The 18,564-nt window shown below is 73.0% G+C and carries 15 protein-coding genes; 5 read left to right on the plus strand and 10 right to left on the minus strand.

What is annotated here, in order from left to right:
• Window positions 1–136: 136 nt before the first annotated feature.
• A complete protein-coding gene (locus ACFV8H_RS12985; RefSeq protein ID WP_380399099.1) occupies window positions 137–802 on the minus strand; it encodes a CatB-related O-acetyltransferase in 666 nt (221 codons plus the stop codon).
• A gap of 94 nt (window positions 803–896) precedes the next feature.
• Between ACFV8H_RS12985 and ACFV8H_RS12990 the strand changes: the two genes are divergently transcribed.
• From ACFV8H_RS12990 to ACFV8H_RS13000, 3 genes are all read left to right on the plus strand, one after another.
• Window positions 897–1,541, plus strand: coding sequence for a TetR/AcrR family transcriptional regulator (locus ACFV8H_RS12990; protein WP_380399101.1), 645 nt, complete (start codon window positions 897–899; stop codon window positions 1,539–1,541).
• An 84-nt stretch (window positions 1,542–1,625) separates the two neighbouring features.
• Window positions 1,626–2,336, plus strand: coding sequence for a peptidylprolyl isomerase (locus tag ACFV8H_RS12995; RefSeq protein ID WP_380399103.1), 711 nt, complete (start codon window positions 1,626–1,628; stop codon window positions 2,334–2,336).
• A gap of 152 nt (window positions 2,337–2,488) precedes the next feature.
• Complete coding sequence (locus ACFV8H_RS13000; RefSeq protein ID WP_380399104.1) at window positions 2,489–2,890, plus strand: MazG-like family protein; 402 nt, start codon at window positions 2,489–2,491, stop codon at window positions 2,888–2,890.
• A gap of 82 nt (window positions 2,891–2,972) precedes the next feature.
• Here ACFV8H_RS13000 and ACFV8H_RS13005 read toward each other — a convergent pair whose 3' ends face one another.
• The 7 genes from ACFV8H_RS13005 to ACFV8H_RS13035 form a co-directional block, all read right to left on the minus strand.
• On the minus strand, window positions 2,973–4,262 hold the full coding sequence (locus tag ACFV8H_RS13005) for a geranylgeranyl reductase family protein (RefSeq protein ID WP_380399306.1): 1,290 nt from the start codon (window positions 4,260–4,262) through the stop codon (window positions 2,973–2,975).
• Window positions 4,263–4,406: 144 nt separating this feature from the next.
• A complete protein-coding gene (locus ACFV8H_RS13010; protein WP_380399106.1) occupies window positions 4,407–5,102 on the minus strand; it encodes a demethylmenaquinone methyltransferase in 696 nt (231 codons plus the stop codon).
• Between the two features lie 70 nt (window positions 5,103–5,172).
• Window positions 5,173–5,760, minus strand: coding sequence for a hypothetical protein (locus ACFV8H_RS13015; protein WP_380399108.1), 588 nt, complete (start codon window positions 5,758–5,760; stop codon window positions 5,173–5,175).
• 331 nt (window positions 5,761–6,091) lie between these two features.
• Window positions 6,092–6,772: a hypothetical protein gene (locus tag ACFV8H_RS13020; protein WP_380399110.1), complete on the minus strand. Its 681-nt coding sequence runs from the start codon at window positions 6,770–6,772 to the stop codon at window positions 6,092–6,094.
• 52 nt (window positions 6,773–6,824) lie between these two features.
• Window positions 6,825–8,048, minus strand: coding sequence for a cyclic dehypoxanthinyl futalosine synthase (mqnC, locus tag ACFV8H_RS13025; RefSeq protein ID WP_375888942.1), 1,224 nt, complete (start codon window positions 8,046–8,048; stop codon window positions 6,825–6,827).
• Window positions 8,049–8,221: 173 nt separating this feature from the next.
• On the minus strand, window positions 8,222–9,964 hold the full coding sequence (locus ACFV8H_RS13030; protein WP_380399113.1) for a serine/threonine-protein kinase: 1,743 nt from the start codon (window positions 9,962–9,964) through the stop codon (window positions 8,222–8,224).
• Between the two features lie 235 nt (window positions 9,965–10,199).
• Entirely contained in the window at window positions 10,200–11,111 is a 912-nt protein-coding gene (locus ACFV8H_RS13035; protein ID WP_375888937.1) for a menaquinone biosynthetic enzyme MqnA/MqnD family protein, read from the minus strand.
• Window positions 11,112–11,565: 454 nt separating this feature from the next.
• Here ACFV8H_RS13035 and ACFV8H_RS13040 point away from each other — a divergent pair, with 454 nt between their 5' ends.
• Window positions 11,566–11,769, plus strand: coding sequence for a cold-shock protein (locus ACFV8H_RS13040; RefSeq protein WP_030287184.1), 204 nt, complete (start codon window positions 11,566–11,568; stop codon window positions 11,767–11,769).
• Window positions 11,770–12,051: 282 nt separating this feature from the next.
• Here the strand turns inward: ACFV8H_RS13040 and ACFV8H_RS13045 are convergent, their stop codons facing one another.
• The gene (locus ACFV8H_RS13045) at window positions 12,052–13,377 is read right to left on the minus strand and encodes a dicarboxylate/amino acid:cation symporter (protein WP_380399115.1); all 1,326 of its coding nucleotides are present in this window, start codon (window positions 13,375–13,377) and stop codon (window positions 12,052–12,054) included.
• Between the two features lie 462 nt (window positions 13,378–13,839).
• Between ACFV8H_RS13045 and ACFV8H_RS13050 the strand changes: the two genes are divergently transcribed.
• Complete coding sequence (locus ACFV8H_RS13050; RefSeq protein ID WP_375888930.1) at window positions 13,840–15,048, plus strand: MFS transporter; 1,209 nt, start codon at window positions 13,840–13,842, stop codon at window positions 15,046–15,048.
• A gap of 81 nt (window positions 15,049–15,129) precedes the next feature.
• On the opposite strand, the gene ACFV8H_RS13055 is transcribed toward ACFV8H_RS13050, so the two are convergent.
• Window positions 15,130–18,561: an SdrD B-like domain-containing protein gene (locus ACFV8H_RS13055; protein ID WP_380399117.1), complete on the minus strand. Its 3,432-nt coding sequence runs from the start codon at window positions 18,559–18,561 to the stop codon at window positions 15,130–15,132.
• Window positions 18,562–18,564 lie beyond the last annotated feature (3 nt).

Consider the following 18,564-nt stretch of genomic DNA (forward strand, 5'->3'; position numbering starts at 1 on the left):
ATGAAGTCACGCAAGCCGGACCGGTGGATGCACACGAGCGGTTCCCGAACGAGGCCGACAGATCCCGTTGAGGACCCGAGGTCAGTCAGGAGGCGGGTCAGACCTGCCCGGGAACCGCCCATGAACATCCTCACTGTCAGGAGGCGAGCAGACCGTTCGTCTCGGCGATGTCCTCGATGTCGGCTGGAGTACCGGACATGATGGCGCGGACGTGCTCGGTGACGAGCTCCGTCGGCCAGTCCCACCAGGCGGCGCGGAGGAGGCGTTCGATGTCGGCGTCGTCGAAGCAGCGTCGGATCGGGCGGGCGGGGTTGCCGCCGACGATCGTGTAGGGCTCGACGTCGGCGGTGACCACCGCACCGGCCGCGATGATCGCCCCGTCGCCGATCCGGACGCCCGGCAGGACGGTGGCGCCGAAGCCGAACCAGACGTCGTTGCCGACCACGGTGTCACCGCGGCTGGGCAGGCCCGTGACGATGTCGAGGGTCTGCTCGGTCCAGCTGCCGCCGAACATCGTGAAGGGGAAGGTGGAGACGCCGATGGCCGGGTGGGCGGCCCCGGCCATCAGGAAGCGGGTGCCGGTGGCGATCGCGCAGTACTTGCCGATCACCAGCCGTTCGGGGCCGTAGGCGTAGAGGACGTTGCGCTCCTCGAAGCGGGTGGCTCCGTCGGGGTCGTCGAAGTACGTGTACTCGCCGACCTGGATCCTCGGGTCGGTGACGAGCGGGCGCAGCAGGACCACTCGGTCGTGGCCGGCGAGCGGGTGGAGGGCGGTCGGGTCGGGGATGGCACGGGTGGTCACACGGGCTCCTCTCGTAATGCGACTCTCGTCGCATTACGATGAGCATGGCACGGCCACCACCCCGCAGCAAGCCTTAATGCGACAGGAGTCGACTTTGAGCGAGGCCACCACTCCCGACCGGCAGCCGTCCCGCACGCCCACCCCGCGCCCGGGCGGGCGCAGCGCCCGGGTCCGCGCGGAGGTGGTCGCCGCGACGCTCGCCGAGGTCACCGAGAAGGGGTACGACGGACTCACCGCCGAGGCGGTCGCGGCACGCTCCGGCGTCCACAAGGCGACTCTCTACCGGCGGTGGGGCGGAGTGGACGGCCTGATCGCCGACGCCCTGACCGCCTCCGCCGACCAGCCCTGGCCACTGCCCGACACCGGAGACCTCCAGGAGGACCTCCGCCGCATCGCCCAGGAGGTGTTCAGCGTCTTCACCGACCCGGAGCGGGGCTCCACGCCCACCGCGCTGATCTCCGCCGCCCAACGCTCCGACGTCGGCGCGGCCGCCCTGCGCGGGTTCTTCGCGGCCCGCCACCGCCAGGCCGCCGAGGTCGCCGAACGGGCCGTTGCGCGGGGCGACCTACCCGCCGGGACGGACGGCGTCGAAGTGGTCAGGGCCGCCACCGCCCCGCTCTACTACCGGCTGTTCGTCACCGGCGAACCGCTGGACGCCCGCACCGCCGAACGGGCCGCCGACGCCGCCGCCCTCGCCGCCCGGGCCGGACTGTTCACGCCCGCCCCGAAGAAGAACTGACACCACGTCACCACCGGCAGTCGAAGGAGCACCGGCCGCCCCAGCCCCCTACCGAAGACCCACCCGGCCGTGGATGATTCCTCCATGACAAACATGCCGTCCACCACCCCCCGGAAGGCCCGTCACGTGAACCGTAAGCACTGGGCGCTGGTCGCCGCCGCCACCGTCCTCCCGCTCGCGGCGAGCACCGGCACGGCCGTCGCGGCCCCCTCCGGCGCCACCCCCGCCCCGAGCGCGGCCTGCACCTACACACCGGCCGTCCCGGCCGACAACTTCAAGGGCATCCCGGTCTTCGATGCCGCGAAGGCGGCCCGCCCCTACCAGGCGACCGTTCGCACCAACCAGGGCCCGATCACCTTCGAGGCACTGACCGACAAGGCGCCCTGCACCACCTTCTCGTTCCGCTTCCTCGCCGAGCACGACTACTTCGACCGCAGCCACTGCCACCGGCTCACCACCCAGCGGATCTACGTATTGCAGTGCGGCGACCCGACCGGGACGGGCAGCGGCGGTCCGGGCTACTCCTTCCCGGACGAGAACCTGACCGGCGCCACCTACCCCGCCGGCACCGTGGCCATGGCCAACGCCGGTCCGAACACCAACGGCAGCCAGTTCTTCATCGTCTGGAAGGACACCAAGCTCTCCCCCGCCTACACCCCGTTCGGCCGGGTGACGGCCGGCCTGGACGTCCTGCAGAAGATCGCCACCGCAGGCGAGGACGACCAGAACGGCCCGGGCGACGGATTCCCGAACGTCCCCGTGAACATCCGCCACGTGAAGATCGGCAAGCGCTGATCCACCGGCCGGGCGGGCGAGCAGGCGAACACCTGGGGTGGGCTGGGCGGCACCGGTCCGGAGCGCACCGATCCGGCGCGCAGCGGTCCGGCCCGCCCCTCGCCGCTCCCGTACGGTGGCAGCACCACCGACACCGCAGGGAGCAGCACCGCATGGACAGCCGGATCTGGGAGAGCGTCGACCACCTGGTCGCGTGGCTGGACGATCAGAGCACCCAGTCGCCGCAGGAGGAGCGCCTGCTGCGGCTGCTCAAGCTCTCCGAGGAGGTCGGCGAGGTCGGCGCCGCGGTGATCGGCGCGACCGGTCAGAACCCGCGCAAGGGCGTCACCCACACCTGGGAGGACGTCCAGCACGAGCTCTGCGACGTCGTGTTCAGCGCCCTGGTCGCCCTGCGGACGCTCACCCCCGACGCGGCCCGGGTGTTCGACGAGCGCCTCGCCTACGTCGAGCAGCGCTCCGCCGCCTCCCGCGACACGGCGGAGCTGGAGACGGCGGAGCAAGATCCTTCAGCGCGGGGGACGACGGAACAGGGGACGGCACCGAAGTCGCCCTGAACCGCGCCGCCCCAAGCACCCTGAGCACCCCGAGCACCCCCGGCACCCCGAGCACCCCGGTGCCCCGAGCGCCCCCGCCACCTCAGGCGTTCGGCGCGACCCTCGCCAGCCCGTTGATCACGCGGTCCATCGCGTCGCCGCCCTGCGGGTCGGTGAGGTTGGCGAGCAGCTTGAGGGTGAAGCGCATCAGGAGCGGGCGCGGCAGGCCGTGCTGGGCGGCGAGCTGCATCACCTTGGGGTTGCCGATGAGCTTCACGAAGGCGCGGCCGAGCGTGTAGTAGCCGCCGTACACGTCCTTGAGGATGCGCGGGTAGGCCTGCAGGGCGCGCTCGCGGCCGCCCTCGGTGACGCGGGCGTGGGCCTGCACGATGACGCCGGCGGCGATCTGGCCGGATTCCATCGCGTAGGCGATGCCCTCGCCGTTGAACGGGTTGACCATGCCGCCCGCGTCGCCGACCAGCAGCAGGCCGCGGGTGTAGTGCGGCTGCCGGTTGAAGGCCATCGGCAGGGCGGCGCCGCGGATCGGCTCGGTCATGTTCTCGGGGGTGTAGCCCCACTCGGCGGGCATGCTCGCGCACCAGGCCTTGAGCACCTCGCGCCAGTCGAGTTCGCCGAAGGCGGGCGAGGAGTTGAGGATGCCGAGGCCGACGTTGGAGGTGCCGTCGCCCATGCCGAAGACCCAGCCGTAGCCGGGGAGCAGCTTGCGCTGGTCGCCGCGGGTGTCCCACAGCTCCAGCCAGGACTCCAGGTAGTCGTCGTCGTGGCGCGGCGAGTTGAAGTAGGTGCGGTAGGCGACGCCCATCGGGCGGTCCTCGCGGCGGTGCAGGCCCATGGCGAGGGAGAGCCGGGTGGAGTTGCCGTCGGCGGCGACGACCAGCGGGGCGCGGAAGGTGACCGGTCGCTTCTCCTCGCCGAGCTTGGCGGTGACGCCGACGATCCGGCCGGTGCGCTCGTCCAGGACCGGGCCGCTGACGTTGCAGCGCTCGTAGAGCCGGGCGCCGGCCTTCTCGGCCTGACGGGCGAGCAGTTCGTCGAAGTCGGCGCGCTTGCGGACCAGGCCGTAGTCGGGGAAGGAGGCCAGCTCGGGCCAGTCCAGCTCCAGCCGGACGCCGCCGCCGATGATGCGCAGGCCCTTGTTGTGCAGCCAGCCGTTGTCGGTGGAGACGTCGATGCCCATGTCCACCAGCTGCTTGGTGGCGCGCGGGGTGAGGCCGTCGCCGCAGACCTTCTCGCGCGGGAAGGCGGTCTTCTCCAGCAGCAGGACGTCCAGTCCGGCCTGGGCGAGGTAGTACGCGGTGGTGGCGCCGGCCGGGCCCGCGCCGACCACGATGACGTCGGCGGTGCTCTCGACCGTGCTGTCCGGCTTCGTCAGATCGGCTGCGGTCTCGGACACGTGGACACACTCCTGGAGCTGCGGCGGGGGGATGGCGGCTTTCGTCCCCGGCAGTCTAGTTCCGCTCACGCTGCCGGGGACTCCTGCGGTCCCCGCGCTCCGCCGCGTACCGCCCCCCTGCGGCTACGCCTGCTTGTACCCGCGGTGCAGCGCGACGATCCCGCCGGTCAGGTTCCGCCAGGCGACCTTCGACCAGCCGCTCTCCTGCATCCGGGAGGCCAGCGTGGGCTGGTCCGGCCAGACCCGGATGGACTCGGCGAGGTACACGTACGCGTCCGGGTTGCTGCTGACGGCGGTGGCGACGGGCGGCAGCGCGCGCATCAGGTACTCGGTGTAGACGGTCCGGAACGGCGTCCAGGTCGGGGTGGAGAACTCGCAGATCACCAGCTTGCCGCCGGGCTTGGTGACCCGGTGCATCTCGCGCAGCGCCGCGTCGGTCTCCTGGACGTTGCGCAGCGCGAAGGAGATCGTCACCGAGTCGAAGGTGTCGTCCGCGAACGGGAGCCGGGTGGCGTCGCCGGCGGTGAGCGGCAGCTCGGGGTGGCGGCGCTTGCCCTCGGTGAGCATGCCGACCGAGAAGTCGCACGGGACGACGTCGGCCCCGGCCTCGGCGAAGGGCAGCGAGGAGGTGCCGGTGCCGGCTCCGAGGTCGAGCACGAGGTCCCCCGGTCCCGCGGCCACCGCCTCGGCCACCGCCCGGCGCCAGGCGCGCGCCTGGCCGAGGGAGAGCACGTCGTTGGTGAGGTCGTACTTGGCCGCGACGTCGTCGAACATGGCGGCGACTTCGTGCGGCTGCTTGTCCAGGGAGGCTCGGGTCACGCCCCCCATTGTTCACCCTGCGACGGCTGCCCCGACCAACGGGGGCTCGGTGCGATCCGCCGACGGGGGCTCAGTGCGATCCGCGCCGCCCGCCCGCGCGACGGCGGCGGCGCGAGCGCTTGCCCTGGGTGATCGCGGGCATCCCCTCGGCCAGGGCGCCGGTCGCCATGGCCAGGTTGGCGCTGAGCCGGCCCTGCCCGCTGCGGACGGCGACGGCCCGCCGGTGGCGCCGGATGCGCAGCATGCAGATCACGAACAGCACGACGGCGACGGGCACGCTGAACCGGGCCAGGCCGACGCCGACGGGCTGCGGGTAGGTGTCACCGCAGATCCGGACGGCGCCCGGGTCGTCGGCCGCGTGTTCCAGGCAGACGGCGTCGCCGAGCCTGATGCCGTCGGCGAGCGGCAGCGCGGCGGCGGTGTGCGGCTGACCGCTGACCTTGTAGCTGACGGCGCTGTAGGTGCCGCCGCCGGTCGGCAGCTGGGTGACGACGCCCTCGACCCTGACCGGGTGGGCCGCGATCCGGTCGGCCTGGTCGGCCTGGCGCCAACCGAGCAGGCACATCCCGACGGCCAGCACGGCGCTGAGCACGGCGGCGAGGTACCAACCACGGCCCATCCGCGGGGTTCGCGGCGGGGGGACGGTCGCGGTTCGCATGGTTCCTGTCCTGGCTTGCCTCCGGGGCCTGGGACACGGCCCCGCCGCCCGCGGGCACGGGTGGTGGTGTGGTGAGGGTACGGAGTGAGCTGTCCGGGATCGTATCCGCTGGCGGGCCCTCAGGTCACGGTGAAGGGACAATCACCCCCCTGGGAGGGCACGGCAGTTCGGGTGCACACGAAGGAAGTCCCCTGCACCGCAAGGCAATCCGCCTACTGACGGGTACGTCACACCGGAGGGCTCACGACCGCCTCCGCCCGCCGACCGTCACCTCTGCGAGCCGCCCCGACCGCCGCCCAGCAAGCCGCCCGGCCAGCCGCCCCGTGGGCGGTCACCGCCGCCGGTACACCAACCGCCCGGCCAGCACGGTCGCCAGGCACCCACCGGCCACCGGCCGCACCCCGCCCTCCTCCTCCGCCTCCTCCGCCGCCACCGGGAACACCGCGAAGTCCGCCCGCCCACCGGCCGCGACCCGCCCGTGCACGGCCCGGGCGAGCGGCAGCACCGCCAACGGGTCCAGCGGGCCCGCCCCTTCGCCCAGCTCCCCCGGCCCCGCCAGCTCAGCAGCCGCCGACGCCCCCGGCAACGCCACCAGCCCCGACCGCGCCACCGCCGTCCGCACCGCGGGCCGCGCGAACGGCCCGGCCACCGCCGTCACCCCGAACCCGAGCATCCGCTGCAGGCCGCGCCGCGCACTGGCTCCGTACCGGGCCTCGTCGGTGCAGCCGACCAGCCCGTCCACGACCGGCTCGACGCCGATCTCCTCCCGCGGGTCCGGGTGGTAGTCCCGTTCCAGCAGCCGCTGCCCGCAGGGGTTGCGCAGGCCGGGTGCGAGCAGGGCCCGGCCCCAGTCCCGGACCCGGGCCGACGGGTGGGCCGCCGCCAGCTCCGCGTACGGGCCGACGGCCTCGACCAGTTCACCGCGCACCACCACCGCCCCGTCGGCGAAGGACGGGGCGGTGGGTCCGGCGGGGTCGGGCAGCAGGAACTCGGCCCGGTGCAGGGTCAGCACGGCGTCGACCGGAGCGGTCTCGGGTGTCCGTGGTCCTCGGTCGTCCGGGGCCTCAGCCGTTGTCCAGGATCTTGAGCTCGGGGTGCGCCGTGCCGCCCTCGATCGCCGTGGAGGCGATGTGCGAGGCGACCCGGGGGTCGACCGGGTCGTTGGCCGGGTCGTCCAGCACCCGCAGGTGCTCGTAGGTGGTGGCGCGCTGCGCCGGGACGCGGTCGGCGGCGCGGATGAGGTGGATCAGCTCGGTGAGGTTGGAGCGGTGCTTGGCGCCGGCCGCCGAGACGACGTTCTCCTCCAGCATCACGGAGCCCAGGTCGTCGGCGCCGTAGTGCAGCGACAGCTGTCCCGCCTCCTTGCCGGTGGTGAGCCAGGAGCCCTGGATGTGGGCGATGTTGTCGAGGAACAGGCGGGCGATCGCGATCATCCGCAGGTACTCGAAGACGGTGGCCTGGGTCGAGCCCTTGAGGTGGTTGTTCTGCGGCTGGTAGGTGTACGGGATGAAGGCGCGGAAGCCGCCGGTGCGGTCCTGCACCTCGCGGATCATCCGCAGGTGCTCGATCCGCTCGGCGTTGGTCTCGCCGGTGCCCATCAGCATGGTGGAGGTGGACTCCACGCCGAGGCCGTGCGCGGCCTCCATGATCTCCAGCCAGCGCTCGCCGGACTCCTTGAGCGGGGCGATCGCCTTGCGCGGCCGCTCCGGGAGCAGCTCGGCGCCGGCGCCGGCGAAGGAGTCCAGGCCCGCCTTGTGGATCCGGGTGATGGCCTCCTCGATGGAGACGCCCGAGATCCGGGACATGTGCTCGACCTCGGAGGCGCCCAGCGAGTGGATCACCAGCTGGGGGAAGTCGGCCTTGATCGCCGAGAAGGCGCGCTCGTAGTACTCGACGCCGTAGTCCGGGTGGTGGCCGCCCTGGAACATGATCTGGGTGCCGCCCAGCTCGACCGTCTCGGCGCAGCGGCGCAGGATCTCGTCGAGCTCGCGGGACCAGCCCTTGTCGCTCTTCGGCGGCACGTAGAAGGCGCAGAACTTGCACGCCGTCACGCAGACGTTGGTGTAGTTGATGTTGCGCTCGATGATGTACGTCGCGATGTGCTCGGTACCCGCGTAGCGGCGGCGGCGCACCGCGTCGGCGGCGGAGCCGAGCGCGTGCAGCGGCGCCGAGCGGTAGAGCTCCAGCGCCTCCTCCGGGGTGATCCGGCCGCCGGCGGCGGCCCGGTCGAGCACGGCCTGCAGGTCGGTGCTGGACGCATCGAGGGTGGTCGCTGCGAGCTCGGTCACCTGGCGGCCTTCTCTCTCTCAAGTGCAACTCGGGTACGGCCGAACCAGCCTACGCCAGGCCTTTCGGACGCCCGCGTCAGCCCGCTGAACTGCGCCTCGACCCGTCCCGCCGGGCCACCCGCAACGACCCGCCACCGAACCGCACCGGACCACTACCGACCCGCACCAACCCGCTACCGACCCGCCGAGCCGGTCCTGCGCAAGGTGCCGGCCGGGTTCCCGGCGGCCGGGTCGGCGGAGGTGAAGCGGATCGTCCCGTCGGACCGCAGGCTCAGGGTCTCCGTGTTGGAACCGCCGGTGCAGGCACCGGGGAGGGAGGAGCGCACCAGCCGGGACCGGAACACCAGCTCGGTGCCGGAGACCGACGTAAGCGTCCAGGCGCCCTCGCAGCTGATCGAGATCAGCCCGGAGACGCCGTTGTGGCTGGTGGTGGCCTCCTGGCCGATCGCCGCCTGGCGGACGGTGAGCGTGGTGGTGCCGCCGGGCAGCCCCTTGTCGGTGACCATGTCTCCGCTCCAGGTGCCCAGGAACGCCGCGGGCACCGCCCCCGGCCCACCCGTCCCGGACGGCGGGGCCGCCTCGGACGCAGCCCCGGACGCCGCCGCGGACGGAGGCACCGGCGCGGAGGGCGACGCCCCCTCCGCCCCACCCGGCACGAAGGCCCCCGGCGACGCGACGGCCTGGCCCGGGTCCACGGACGGCAGGGGCAACGGCCCCAGGGTCGGCACCGACACCACCGGCTCGGACGGCCCGGTCATCGCGTACCACCCGTACCCGGCGCCCCCGAGCACCGCGACCACCAGCACCGCCGCCACCGCGGTTCCTGCCCGACGGCGCCGACGGGCGAGCCCCTGCTCCTCCCCCGTCCCGGCCGGGTAACTGCACAGCGGCAGCGGCCCGTCCCCCTCCCCCTCCCCCTCCCCTTCTCCTGACGCCGACGCCGCATCCTGCGCCGACGCCCACGTCGACGTGTACGGCGCGTACGGCGCCTGCGGGAGCGCCTCCCCCTGCGCCCCCTCCAGGTCCAGCAGCTCCACCGCGCTGCGCCCCACCCCGGCCGCCAGCGCCGGCGGCAGCCAGTCGCCCCGCCCGAGCAGGGCGGCGGCCGCGCCGTCCGGGTCGAGGCGGGCGGCCAGTTGCCGTGGGGTTGGCCGGGCGGCCGGGTCCTTGGCGAGGCAGTCGAGGACGACCGCCCGCAGCGCCTCGGGCAGTCCGGTGACGTCCGGTTCCTCGTGCAGCACCCGGTAGAGCAGGACGGCCGCGCTGACGTCCGCTCCGAAGGGGTGGACCCCGGTGGCGGCGAAGGCCAGGACGGCGCCGAGCGAGAAGACGTCCCCGGCCGGTCCGGCCGGCTGCCCGTTCGCCTGTTCGGGCGACATGAAGCCGGGTGAGCCCACCACATAACCCGAACGGGTGAAACCACTGGTCGCGTCCAGGGCCCGGGCGATCCCGAAGTCGATCAGCCGCGGGCCGTCCAGCGTGAGCAGCACGTTGGAGGGTTTGACGTCGCGGTGCACCAGGCCGAGCCCGTGCACATGGGCGAGTGCCCCGGCGAGCCCGACGCCGAGGGCGCGGACGGCGGCCTCCGGCAGCGGGCCGTGCGCCCGGACGGCGTCGGCGAGTGCGGGGCCCGCGACGTAGCCGGTGGCGACCCAGGGTTGCTCGCCCTCGGTGTCGGCGTCCAGGACGGGGGCGGTCCAGGCACCGCCGACCCGTCGGGCGGCGGCCACCTCCTGCCGGAACCGGGCGCGGAACTCGGCGTCGTCCGCGAGTTCGGCCCGGACCACCTTGACGGCGACGGTGCGCCCGCCGGCCGTCCGGCCGAGGTAGACCCGGCCCATCCCGCCCGAGCCGAGCCGCCGCAACAGCCGGTAGGCGCCCACCTGGCGCGGATCGTCCGACCCCAGTGCCCGCATGCCCCGCACGCTCCCCTCGCCCACCCCGCGCCCGCGCGGTACCCCGCCGGACGCACCTCGGGAGCAGACCGTACCGGGCCGGACCGACCTGCCGCCCGACCCGCCCCGCCGGACCAGCGCGAAGACCGTCCGCACCCCCGCGAACGCGCCGGCCACACCCCATGCGAAGGGGCCGGCCGCACCACCACCGTGGTCCGACCGGCCCCTCCCGCGAACGGCGGGACGAAGGCGGACCCTACGGCCCGACCGGCAGCGCCGCCGGCTCCAGCAGCCGCACCGTCACGTCCGGCGCGAAGCCGCTGTCGTGGGCGACCCGCCGGGCGAACTCGGCGACCCCGGCGAGCTGCCGCCCGCCGAGCGAGAAGTCGAGCGCCTCGCTGAAGTACCGCTCCAGCACGTCCGCCCCGATGGTCTCCCAACGGGCGGCCTGCTCGGCCACCTTGGCGGCCTCGACCAGCGAGAGGTCCCGCGACTCCAGGAAGGCCCGGTGGACGGCCGCGGTGAGTTCGGGGCAGCGTTCGGCGAACTCGCGGCGCACGGCCCAGACCGCGAAGACGAACGGCAGTCCGGTCCACTCCTTCCACATCTCGCCGAGGTCGTGGACGGTCAGCCCGAGGTCGGCGGCCTGGCCGAGGTAGGCGCGCAGGGCGGGGTCGCCGATCAGGACGGCGGCGTCGGCCTCGGCGAGCATCGCGCTGAGGTCCGGGGGGCAGGTGAAGTAGTCCGGGCGCACGCCCTCCCGCTCCTCCAGGAGCAGCCGGGCGAGCCGGACGGAGGTGCGGCTGGTGGAGCCGAGGGCGACCCGGCGGCCGTCGAGGTCGGCGAGCGGCACCTTGCTCACGATCAGGCAGGACATCACCGGGCCGTCGCTGCCGACCGCGATGTCGGGCAGGACCAGCAGGTCCTCGGCGTTGCGCAGGTACTCCACGCAGGTGATCGGGCCGATGTCGAGGGAGCCGCCGACGAGTTGGTCGCTCAGCTTCTCCGGGGTGTCCTTGGTGAGGTCGAGGTCGAGCAGGTTGCCGGTCCTGGCGAGGCCCCAGTAGAGGGGGACGCAGTTCAGGAACTGAATGTGGCCGACCCTCGGCCTGACCGGGGTGGTCTCCTGGTGCTCGGGCTCCCGCGTTTGTCCGTCCGGTGCTGCCACTGCGGCGCTCCCTTGCTGTTCGTGCGCTTCCCCACGGCGCTGTTCGTGCGTTTCACCGCAGCGTATGCCTGCTGTTCGCGACGGCTCGCACCGGCCACCCGACACGCGCGCGGGCGCTTCCGGACCGGCGCGCGGGCGCCTCCGGGCGGACTCGCGCGGGCCCCCAACACGCCTGCCCGCGCCCGTAACCAGCCCACTCGGAGGGCCTACGACACGCGCCGTCCGAAGGGCAAGTGACCCCTGGTCGTCACAGCGGCCGCATGCTAGCGTTGCCCTCAGTTGCAGTTTGATTCCCCTTGCAGTACTTGAAGCCTGCGGAGCATGTAACCGCGGGCTTTTTGTAGTTTTTCAGCAATATCGAAAAACTTCGGACTCGTCCGGAGGCAGGGCGATCAGCGCAGCGGACCGGGGACCACACGGTGTGGCCCCCGACACGCATCGCAAGGAGAACGGCATGGCTCAGGGAACCGTCAAGTGGTTCAACGCTGAGAAGGGCTTCGGCTTCATCGCCCAGGAGGGCGGCGGCCCCGACGTCTTCGTCCACTACTCCGCCATCAATGCGAACGGCTTCCGTTCGCTGGAGGAGAACCAGGCGGTCACCTTCGACGTCACCCAGGGTCCGAAGGGCCCGCAGGCGGAGAACGTCACCGCCGTCTGATCATCCTCTGATGTTCTGATCGCTCGGGACCCTTCGGGTCCGCCGGCGGCTCCCGACAGCCGTCACCATGAGCACAAGAGCAGCACCCAAGGGGGCCTGCCCATCGCGGCGGGCCCCCTGCCTTTTCCCGGCGGACGGGGAGAGGCAGGAGAAGGCCGAAGGGCCCTCCCCCGTGAACCGGGAGAGGGCCCTTCGTGTCGCACCGATCGCACCGACGATCGAACAGCGCACCGACGATCAGGCAGCTCAATCAGCCGGCCCGATCAGCCGGCGCGCCGACGATCAGGCGGCGACCGGAACCGCGACCTTCGGCGCGTCCTCCTCGTACAGGTCCCCGGAGGGGTTGTTGTACGCGGCCACGTCGAGGATCCGCTCCCGCGCCGCGACCACGACCGGCACGACCACCTGGCCGGCCACGTTGGTGGCGGTGCGCATCATGTCCAGGATCGGGTCGATGGCCAGCAGCAGGCCGACGCCCTCCAGCGGCAGGCCCAGGGTGGACAGGGTCAGCGTCAGCATGATGATCGCGCCGGTGAGGCCCGCGGTGGCGGCCGAGCCGACGACCGAGACGAAGGCGATCAGGATGTAGTCCTTGATGCCCAGTTCGATGTTGTAGACCTGGGCGACGAAGATCGCGGCGACGGCCGGGTAGATCGAGGCGCAGCCGTCCATCTTGGTGGTGGCGCCGAACGGCACGGAGAACGAGGCGTACTCGCTCGGGACGCCGAGGCGCTCGGTGACGCGGCGGGTGACCGGCAGGGTGCCGACCGAGGAGCGCGAGACGAAGGCCAGCTGGATGGCGGGCCAGGCGCCCTTGAAGAAGTGCAGCGGGTTGAGGCCCGCGGCGAAGCGCAGCACCAGCGAGTAGACGACGAACAGCACCAGGGCGCAGCCGACGTAGATGTCGAGGGTCAGCGTGGCGAAGGGCTTGAGCAGGTCCCAGCCGTACTTGGCGACGGACTTGCCGATCAGGCCGAGGGTGCCGAGCGGGGAGAGCCGGATGACCCACCACAGCGCGGTCTGGGTCAGCTCCAGCACGGTCTCGCTGAGCTTGAGGACCGGCTCGGCCTTGGTGCCGAGCTTGATGATCGCGGCGCCGACCACGACCGCCATGAAGACGATCTGCAGCACGTTCACCTTGACGAAGGCGTCGACGATGTTGGTCGGGAAGATCCCGGTCAGGAAGTCGATCCAGGTGCCCTTGGAGTCGAGCGCCTTGAGGCCGTCGGTCTTGAGGTTGGTGCCCTGGCCGGGGTTGGTCAGCAGGCCCAGGCCCAGGCCGATGCCGACCGCGATCAGCGAGGTGATCATGAACCAGAGCAGCGTGCGGGTGGCCAGGCGGGCCGCGTTGGTGACGTTGCGCAGGTTGGCGACGCTCACCACGATCGCGGTGAAGACCAGCGGCGGCACGGCCAGCTTGAGCAGCTGGACGAAGATCTTGCCGATCGTCTCCAGGGTGGTGGCCAGCCAGGAGACGTCGGCGGCGCGGGCCAGGTAGCCGAGGCCGACGCCGAGCACGAGGCCGGCGACGATCTGCACCCAGAACGGTGTCTTGCGGATGCGGGTGAGCAGGGACGGCGACGAGGTCGCCTCGGGCGCTGTGGACATGGGGGTGCGACTCCGGGGGAGGGCGTTGCTGGCGGTGGGGCGGGGCGGAGGCGGCGGCACGGCTCGGGGCCGGACGGGGAGAGGTCACGAACCCCGGTCAGGGGCGTGCCGCCGCGATACAGCTCATGGCTGCGCAGCTCATGGCGCGACAACGGCGCGGGCTGTCCACAGCACCGTTCAGCGCACCCGGGCGGGCGGCGCCGGGCAGCGGGCCCGGGCCGTGCATCCGCAGTGCGTCTGAGGTGGTCACGGCCGATACGTTAGCAGTAAAGGTTTGAGATGTTCAAAGTACTTGTTTGAGATCGAGCCACGGTCACTCCCCGCCCGGCAGTGAGATCCGGACACGAACGAAGCTGACGCCCCATCAGCCCCACCTCCCGGCCGGATTGACCGAACAGCAGTTATACGTATAACTTTGACGGCGTCCCCACCCTCCCCTGCCCTGACCGGAGAAGACCACCGATGGGCTACCTCGCCCTGCTCCGCGCCCCGCACGTCTCCCGACTCCTGCTCGGCACCCTGCTCGGCCGCCTGCCCGCCGGTATGACCGCCCTGGTGATCGCCCTCGCCCTGCGCGAGGCCGGCGTCCCGTACGGCCGGATCGGACTGGCCACCTCCGTGTACGCGCTCGCCGCCGCCGTCGGCGGGCCGGTGCTCGGCCGGATCGTCGACCGCACCGGCCAGCCGCGCGTCCTGCTCGCCTCCGCCGTCGTGGCCGGCGGCGGGTACGCGCTGCTCGCCCTCGCCCCCGGCTCCCCGCTCGCCGCGCCGCTCGGCGCCGCCGTCGCCGGCCTGGCGATGCCGCCGCTGGAACCCTGCCTGCGCTCGCTCTGGCCGAACGTGGTCGACGAGGAACAGCTCGACACCGCGTACGCCTTCGACTCCGCCTCCCAGCAGATCCTCTACGTGGCCGGACCGCTGGCCGTGGCCGGAATCGCCGGCCTGTTCAGCCCGGTCGCCGCGCTCTGGGTGGCCGCCGGACTCGGACTGGCCGGTGCACTGGTGGTCGCCACCACCGCACCGGCCCGGGCCTGGCGCGCCCCCGCCCGCGACCACTCCGCCGGACTGCTCGGCCCGCTGCGCTCCCCCGGCCTGGTACTGCTGCTGGTCGGACTCGCCGGGGCCGGCTGGGCGGTCGGCGCGCAGAACGTCCTGTTCATCGCCTACGCCGAGCAGCACGCCGACGGCCTGCCCGGCGGCGGGGGCACCCTGCTGGCACTGGCCGCGCTCGGCGGCCTGCTCGGCGCGCTCGCCTACGGCATGGTCACCTGGCGGCAGAGCACCGCGACCCGCACCTGGCTGATGGCCCTCGCCATGGCCGCCTCCTACCTGCCGCTGGTCACCCTGCCCGGCCCGTACCCGATGGCCGCGCTGGCCTTCCTCTCCGGCGTCATGCTGGCCCCGCTGCTGGCGGCCGCCTTCGTCCTGGTCGCCGAACTGGCCCCGACCGGGACGGTCACCGAGGCCTTCGCCTGGCTGGTGACCCTGTTCGCCACCGGCAACTCGCTCGGCTACGCGGTCTCCGGCCACCTCGCCGAGGGATCGCTGCGCCCGGTCGCGGTGTGCGCGGCCGGCGGGATCACCCTGGGCGGCCTGGTGCTGTTCGGTGCCCGGCGCTGGTTCCGCGGCGCGCCGGTGGCGCCGCTCGCCGAGCCCGTCCCGGTGGGCTGACCCCACCCCCACAGACGACTGCGCCCGCCGGGGTCTGGCCGGCGGGCGCAGTCATGTCCTCCGTTCGTTCGGTTACGGCGATCAGCTGTGGCGGCCCCGACGACCCCAGGCGATCAGCGAGAACAGCACCCCGCTGCCGAGCGCACCGGCCGCGAGCAGCAGCGGGAGCAGCCCGTTGCCGCCGGTACCGGGCAGCTCCCCACCGCCGTGGGTCCACGAGGACGACGGGGTGTGCGTGGGCGTAGGCGTGTGCGTGTGCGTCGGCGTGCCGGGCTCACTCATGGTGGGGCTCCCGCTCGGCGACGGGCTGTGGGTCGGGCTCGGCGAGGCGGACGGCGACGGCGACGGCGACCCGGTCGGGGAGGGCGAGTTCGTCGGCGAGGGCGACGCCGTGGGAGACGGCGAGTTCGTCGGAGACGGCGAGGACGTCGGCGAAGGCGACGGGGACGGCGACGGGGACGGAGAGGGCGAAGGCGAAGGCGACGGGGACGGCGACGGGGACGGAGAGGGCGAAGGCGACGGAGAGCTCGCCACCACCACCCCCATGTCCAGGTCCAGGTCCCGCCGCCCGCCCTCCAGCCGCACCGTCTGGGTGATCCCCGTCGCCGGGTCGGCGTCCGAGTCCAGCGCCGGATCCGTACCGGCGTGGCGCACGGTGACCTTCGCCCCGTCCGGGATGGTCGTCAGGTCGAAGCGCACCGCGTACTCCCCGTCCGGCAGTTTGTCGAACAGGTAGTGCCCGCTCGCGTCGGTGACGGTGGTGACGGGCTTGCCCGTCCGGTCCCGGACCGGCTGCCCCGTTCCGTCCAGCAGTTCGACCCGTACGCCCGGTACGCCGGCGTCGCCGGGCTTCTGGATGCCGCTGCCGTCGCGGTCGAGCCAGACGAAGTCGCCGAGCGCGTTGTTCGGCAGGACGGGGGCGGTCACGCCGACGCCGACCTTGGCGGGCTCGGCGGGCAGCAGCGGGCTGCCGCCGGAGTCGGTGGCGGTGTAGGCGAAGCTGTTCCAGGCGAAGTCGGCGTTGCCGGCGTCGACCGAGGCGACCATCGGCCAGGTCAGGGTGAACACCCCGCCGGGCGCCAGGGTGCCGGGGCGGCGGACCCGGAACCAGGTGGTGGTGCCGGGTGCCGGGAAGGTGCTGCTCCACCGGGCGCCGGCGTCGCAGGGGCCGGGCACGGTGATGGCGCCGGTGACGCACGGGTCGGGCGAGGTGGTGTACTCGATCACCACGGTCGGGTCGCTGGAGGTCAGCGGCTGGGTGAGCGAGGGTGTCCAGGCGGAGCCGCGCGGGATGTCGGGCCGCAGTACGTAGGAGTCGCCCGGGGTGGGCAGCTTGTCGTACGCGATGAAGTCGGTGACCGGGTCGGGCGAGTCGTTGCGGACGGTCAGCCGGTAGGAGATGCCGCCGCCGGGGGTGGTGGTACCGGTGGTGGCGTAGTCCTTGTCGAGGTCGCCCTTGACCTCCTTGAAGGACCGCAGCACGGCCGGGACCTGCACCTCGACCTGCGAGGACGCGTGGCACATCGTCTCGGCGGTGTTGCCGTCGCCGTTGAGGTCCCGGGCGTCCGGCACCCCGCTGTCGGTGCCGAAGTAGAAGCAGCTGACGGGGGCGGTGGCTCCCTCGGTGGTGACGTACACGTCGTTGGTGAGGGTGCCGGGCCGGGCGCTGCCGGCGACCTGGGCGTCGATCAGGGTGCGGTACGCCTTGTGGTCGTCGAGGTACATCATGTCGGGCGCGCCGGCCGGCCAGGTCATCCTGAGCAGTTGGCGGCCGTCGGGGCCGGGCAGCACCTGGACGGACTGCGGGGCGACGGACTCCGGGTAGGCCGGGTCGCGGCGGGCGCTGCCGTCGACGTAGACCAGGCCGGGCGGCAGCAGGTCGTACAGGACGAGCGGGGTGCCGAGGGTGCGCCCGGTCCGGTTGTACGGGACGACCTGGAAGGTGGCGGTGCCGCCGGGGGCGAGGACGGCGCCGGCCGTGGTGGTCTTGGCGGCGCCGAGGTTGGTGGCGGCGGTGACGGTGGTGTCGGCGCAGGCGCCGGCCGAGGAGGTGTCGCCGGCGGCGTCGGTGCCGGTGACGTCCACGCAGTTGTGCAGCGGGGTGGGCGCGGGGCGGCCGTCGTGGCCGGGGGTGACCACCTGGGCGTGGAGCCGGACGGCGTTGCCGGGGCTCCAGCCGGTGGGGATCGGACCGTTCCACTCGAAGCGCAGCCCGTCCAGCCAGCGGCCGGCCGGAATGCCGATCACGTCGTCGGCCGGGTTGCCGGCGCCCTCGGCGAAGGTGAGCCAGCGGGCGGTGGAGCCGTTGAACGGGCTGCCGGGGGTGAAGGTCTGCCAGGCCGGGTCGCCGTTCAGCCGGTACTGAAGGGTGAGGCCGACACTGTTCGGGTTCCACTCCGACAGCTGGACGGCCTGCGGGAAGAGCCAGTCGTAGAGGCCGGGGGTGGTGCCGGAGCCGGGGTCGGTCATCACCAGGCCGGTGGCGGGTCCGGCGGTGTTGACGGGATAGAGGTTGAGGGAGGCGATGTCGCCGGAGGCGACCTCGCTCTGCCACTGCTTGGCGGCGGTGACCTGGATGCCGGTGGCCGGCGGCTGGAAGGTGGGGGTCTGCGCGGTGGCGGTGGAGAGGTCGCGCGTCTCCTCCGGACCGAGCGGATCGCCTTGCAGCACCACCGAGTTGGTGGAGGTGGTGCCACTGGGGAAGGTCGGGTCGGGGTAGTTGACCACCAGCACGCCGGGGAGCCGGCAGCCGGCTTGGCCGTTGCCGGCCCGGAAGGCGCCGATGTCGTAGGTCCAGCGGTCGGGGTCGTTCGGGTCCTGGGTCCAGCCGGGCGAGCGGGCGGTGTCGACGACGGCGCCCGGCGGCAGGGTGTCGACCAGCCGGCTTGCGTCCAGGTCGACGTTGGGGATGCCGGCGGTGGAGCAGGCGCTGAACTGGTAGGTGACCGAGCGGCCGTCCTGGCTGCTGGTCTGGACGCCCTTGGTGACCTTGTAGTCGGGCTGGACGAGTGCCGTGGTGGTGGCGCTGCCGGTCTGCGGGGTCTCGCCGTCGGCGGTCAGGGTGGCCGAGTTGACGGTCCGAGTGTCGTTCGGGGTGGTGAAGTTGGGGAACTTGAGGACGACCTTGACGGTCGCGGTGGTCCCCGGGGTGAGGGTGAGCAGCTTGACGTCGAGGGTGGCGCCGACCTCGCCCGCGGCCGGGACGGTCGAGCCGGCCACGTCGACGGTGCTGGCGTCCGGGGACCAGCCGACGAACTCCATCCCCGCGGGCAGGGCGTCGGTGATGTGCCCGTTGGCGCAATCGCTGACCGAGCAGGTGTACCGCAGGGTGTAGGTGACGTTCTCGCCGGGCGCCACGGTGGCCTTGTCGACCGTCTTGGTGAAGGTGACGGCCGCTTCGGCGGGCGGGGCGGTGAGGGTGCCGGTGAGCAGGGTGCCCGCGAAGAGGCCGAAGGCGGTGGCCAGTCGGGCCGCTCTGGGCAGGCGTGGGGATCGTGGTCGGGGCGTCCGCATAGC

The organism is Kitasatospora sp. NPDC059827 (assembly GCF_042731675.1).
Classification (GTDB): Bacteria; Actinomycetota; Actinomycetes; order Streptomycetales; family Streptomycetaceae; genus Kitasatospora.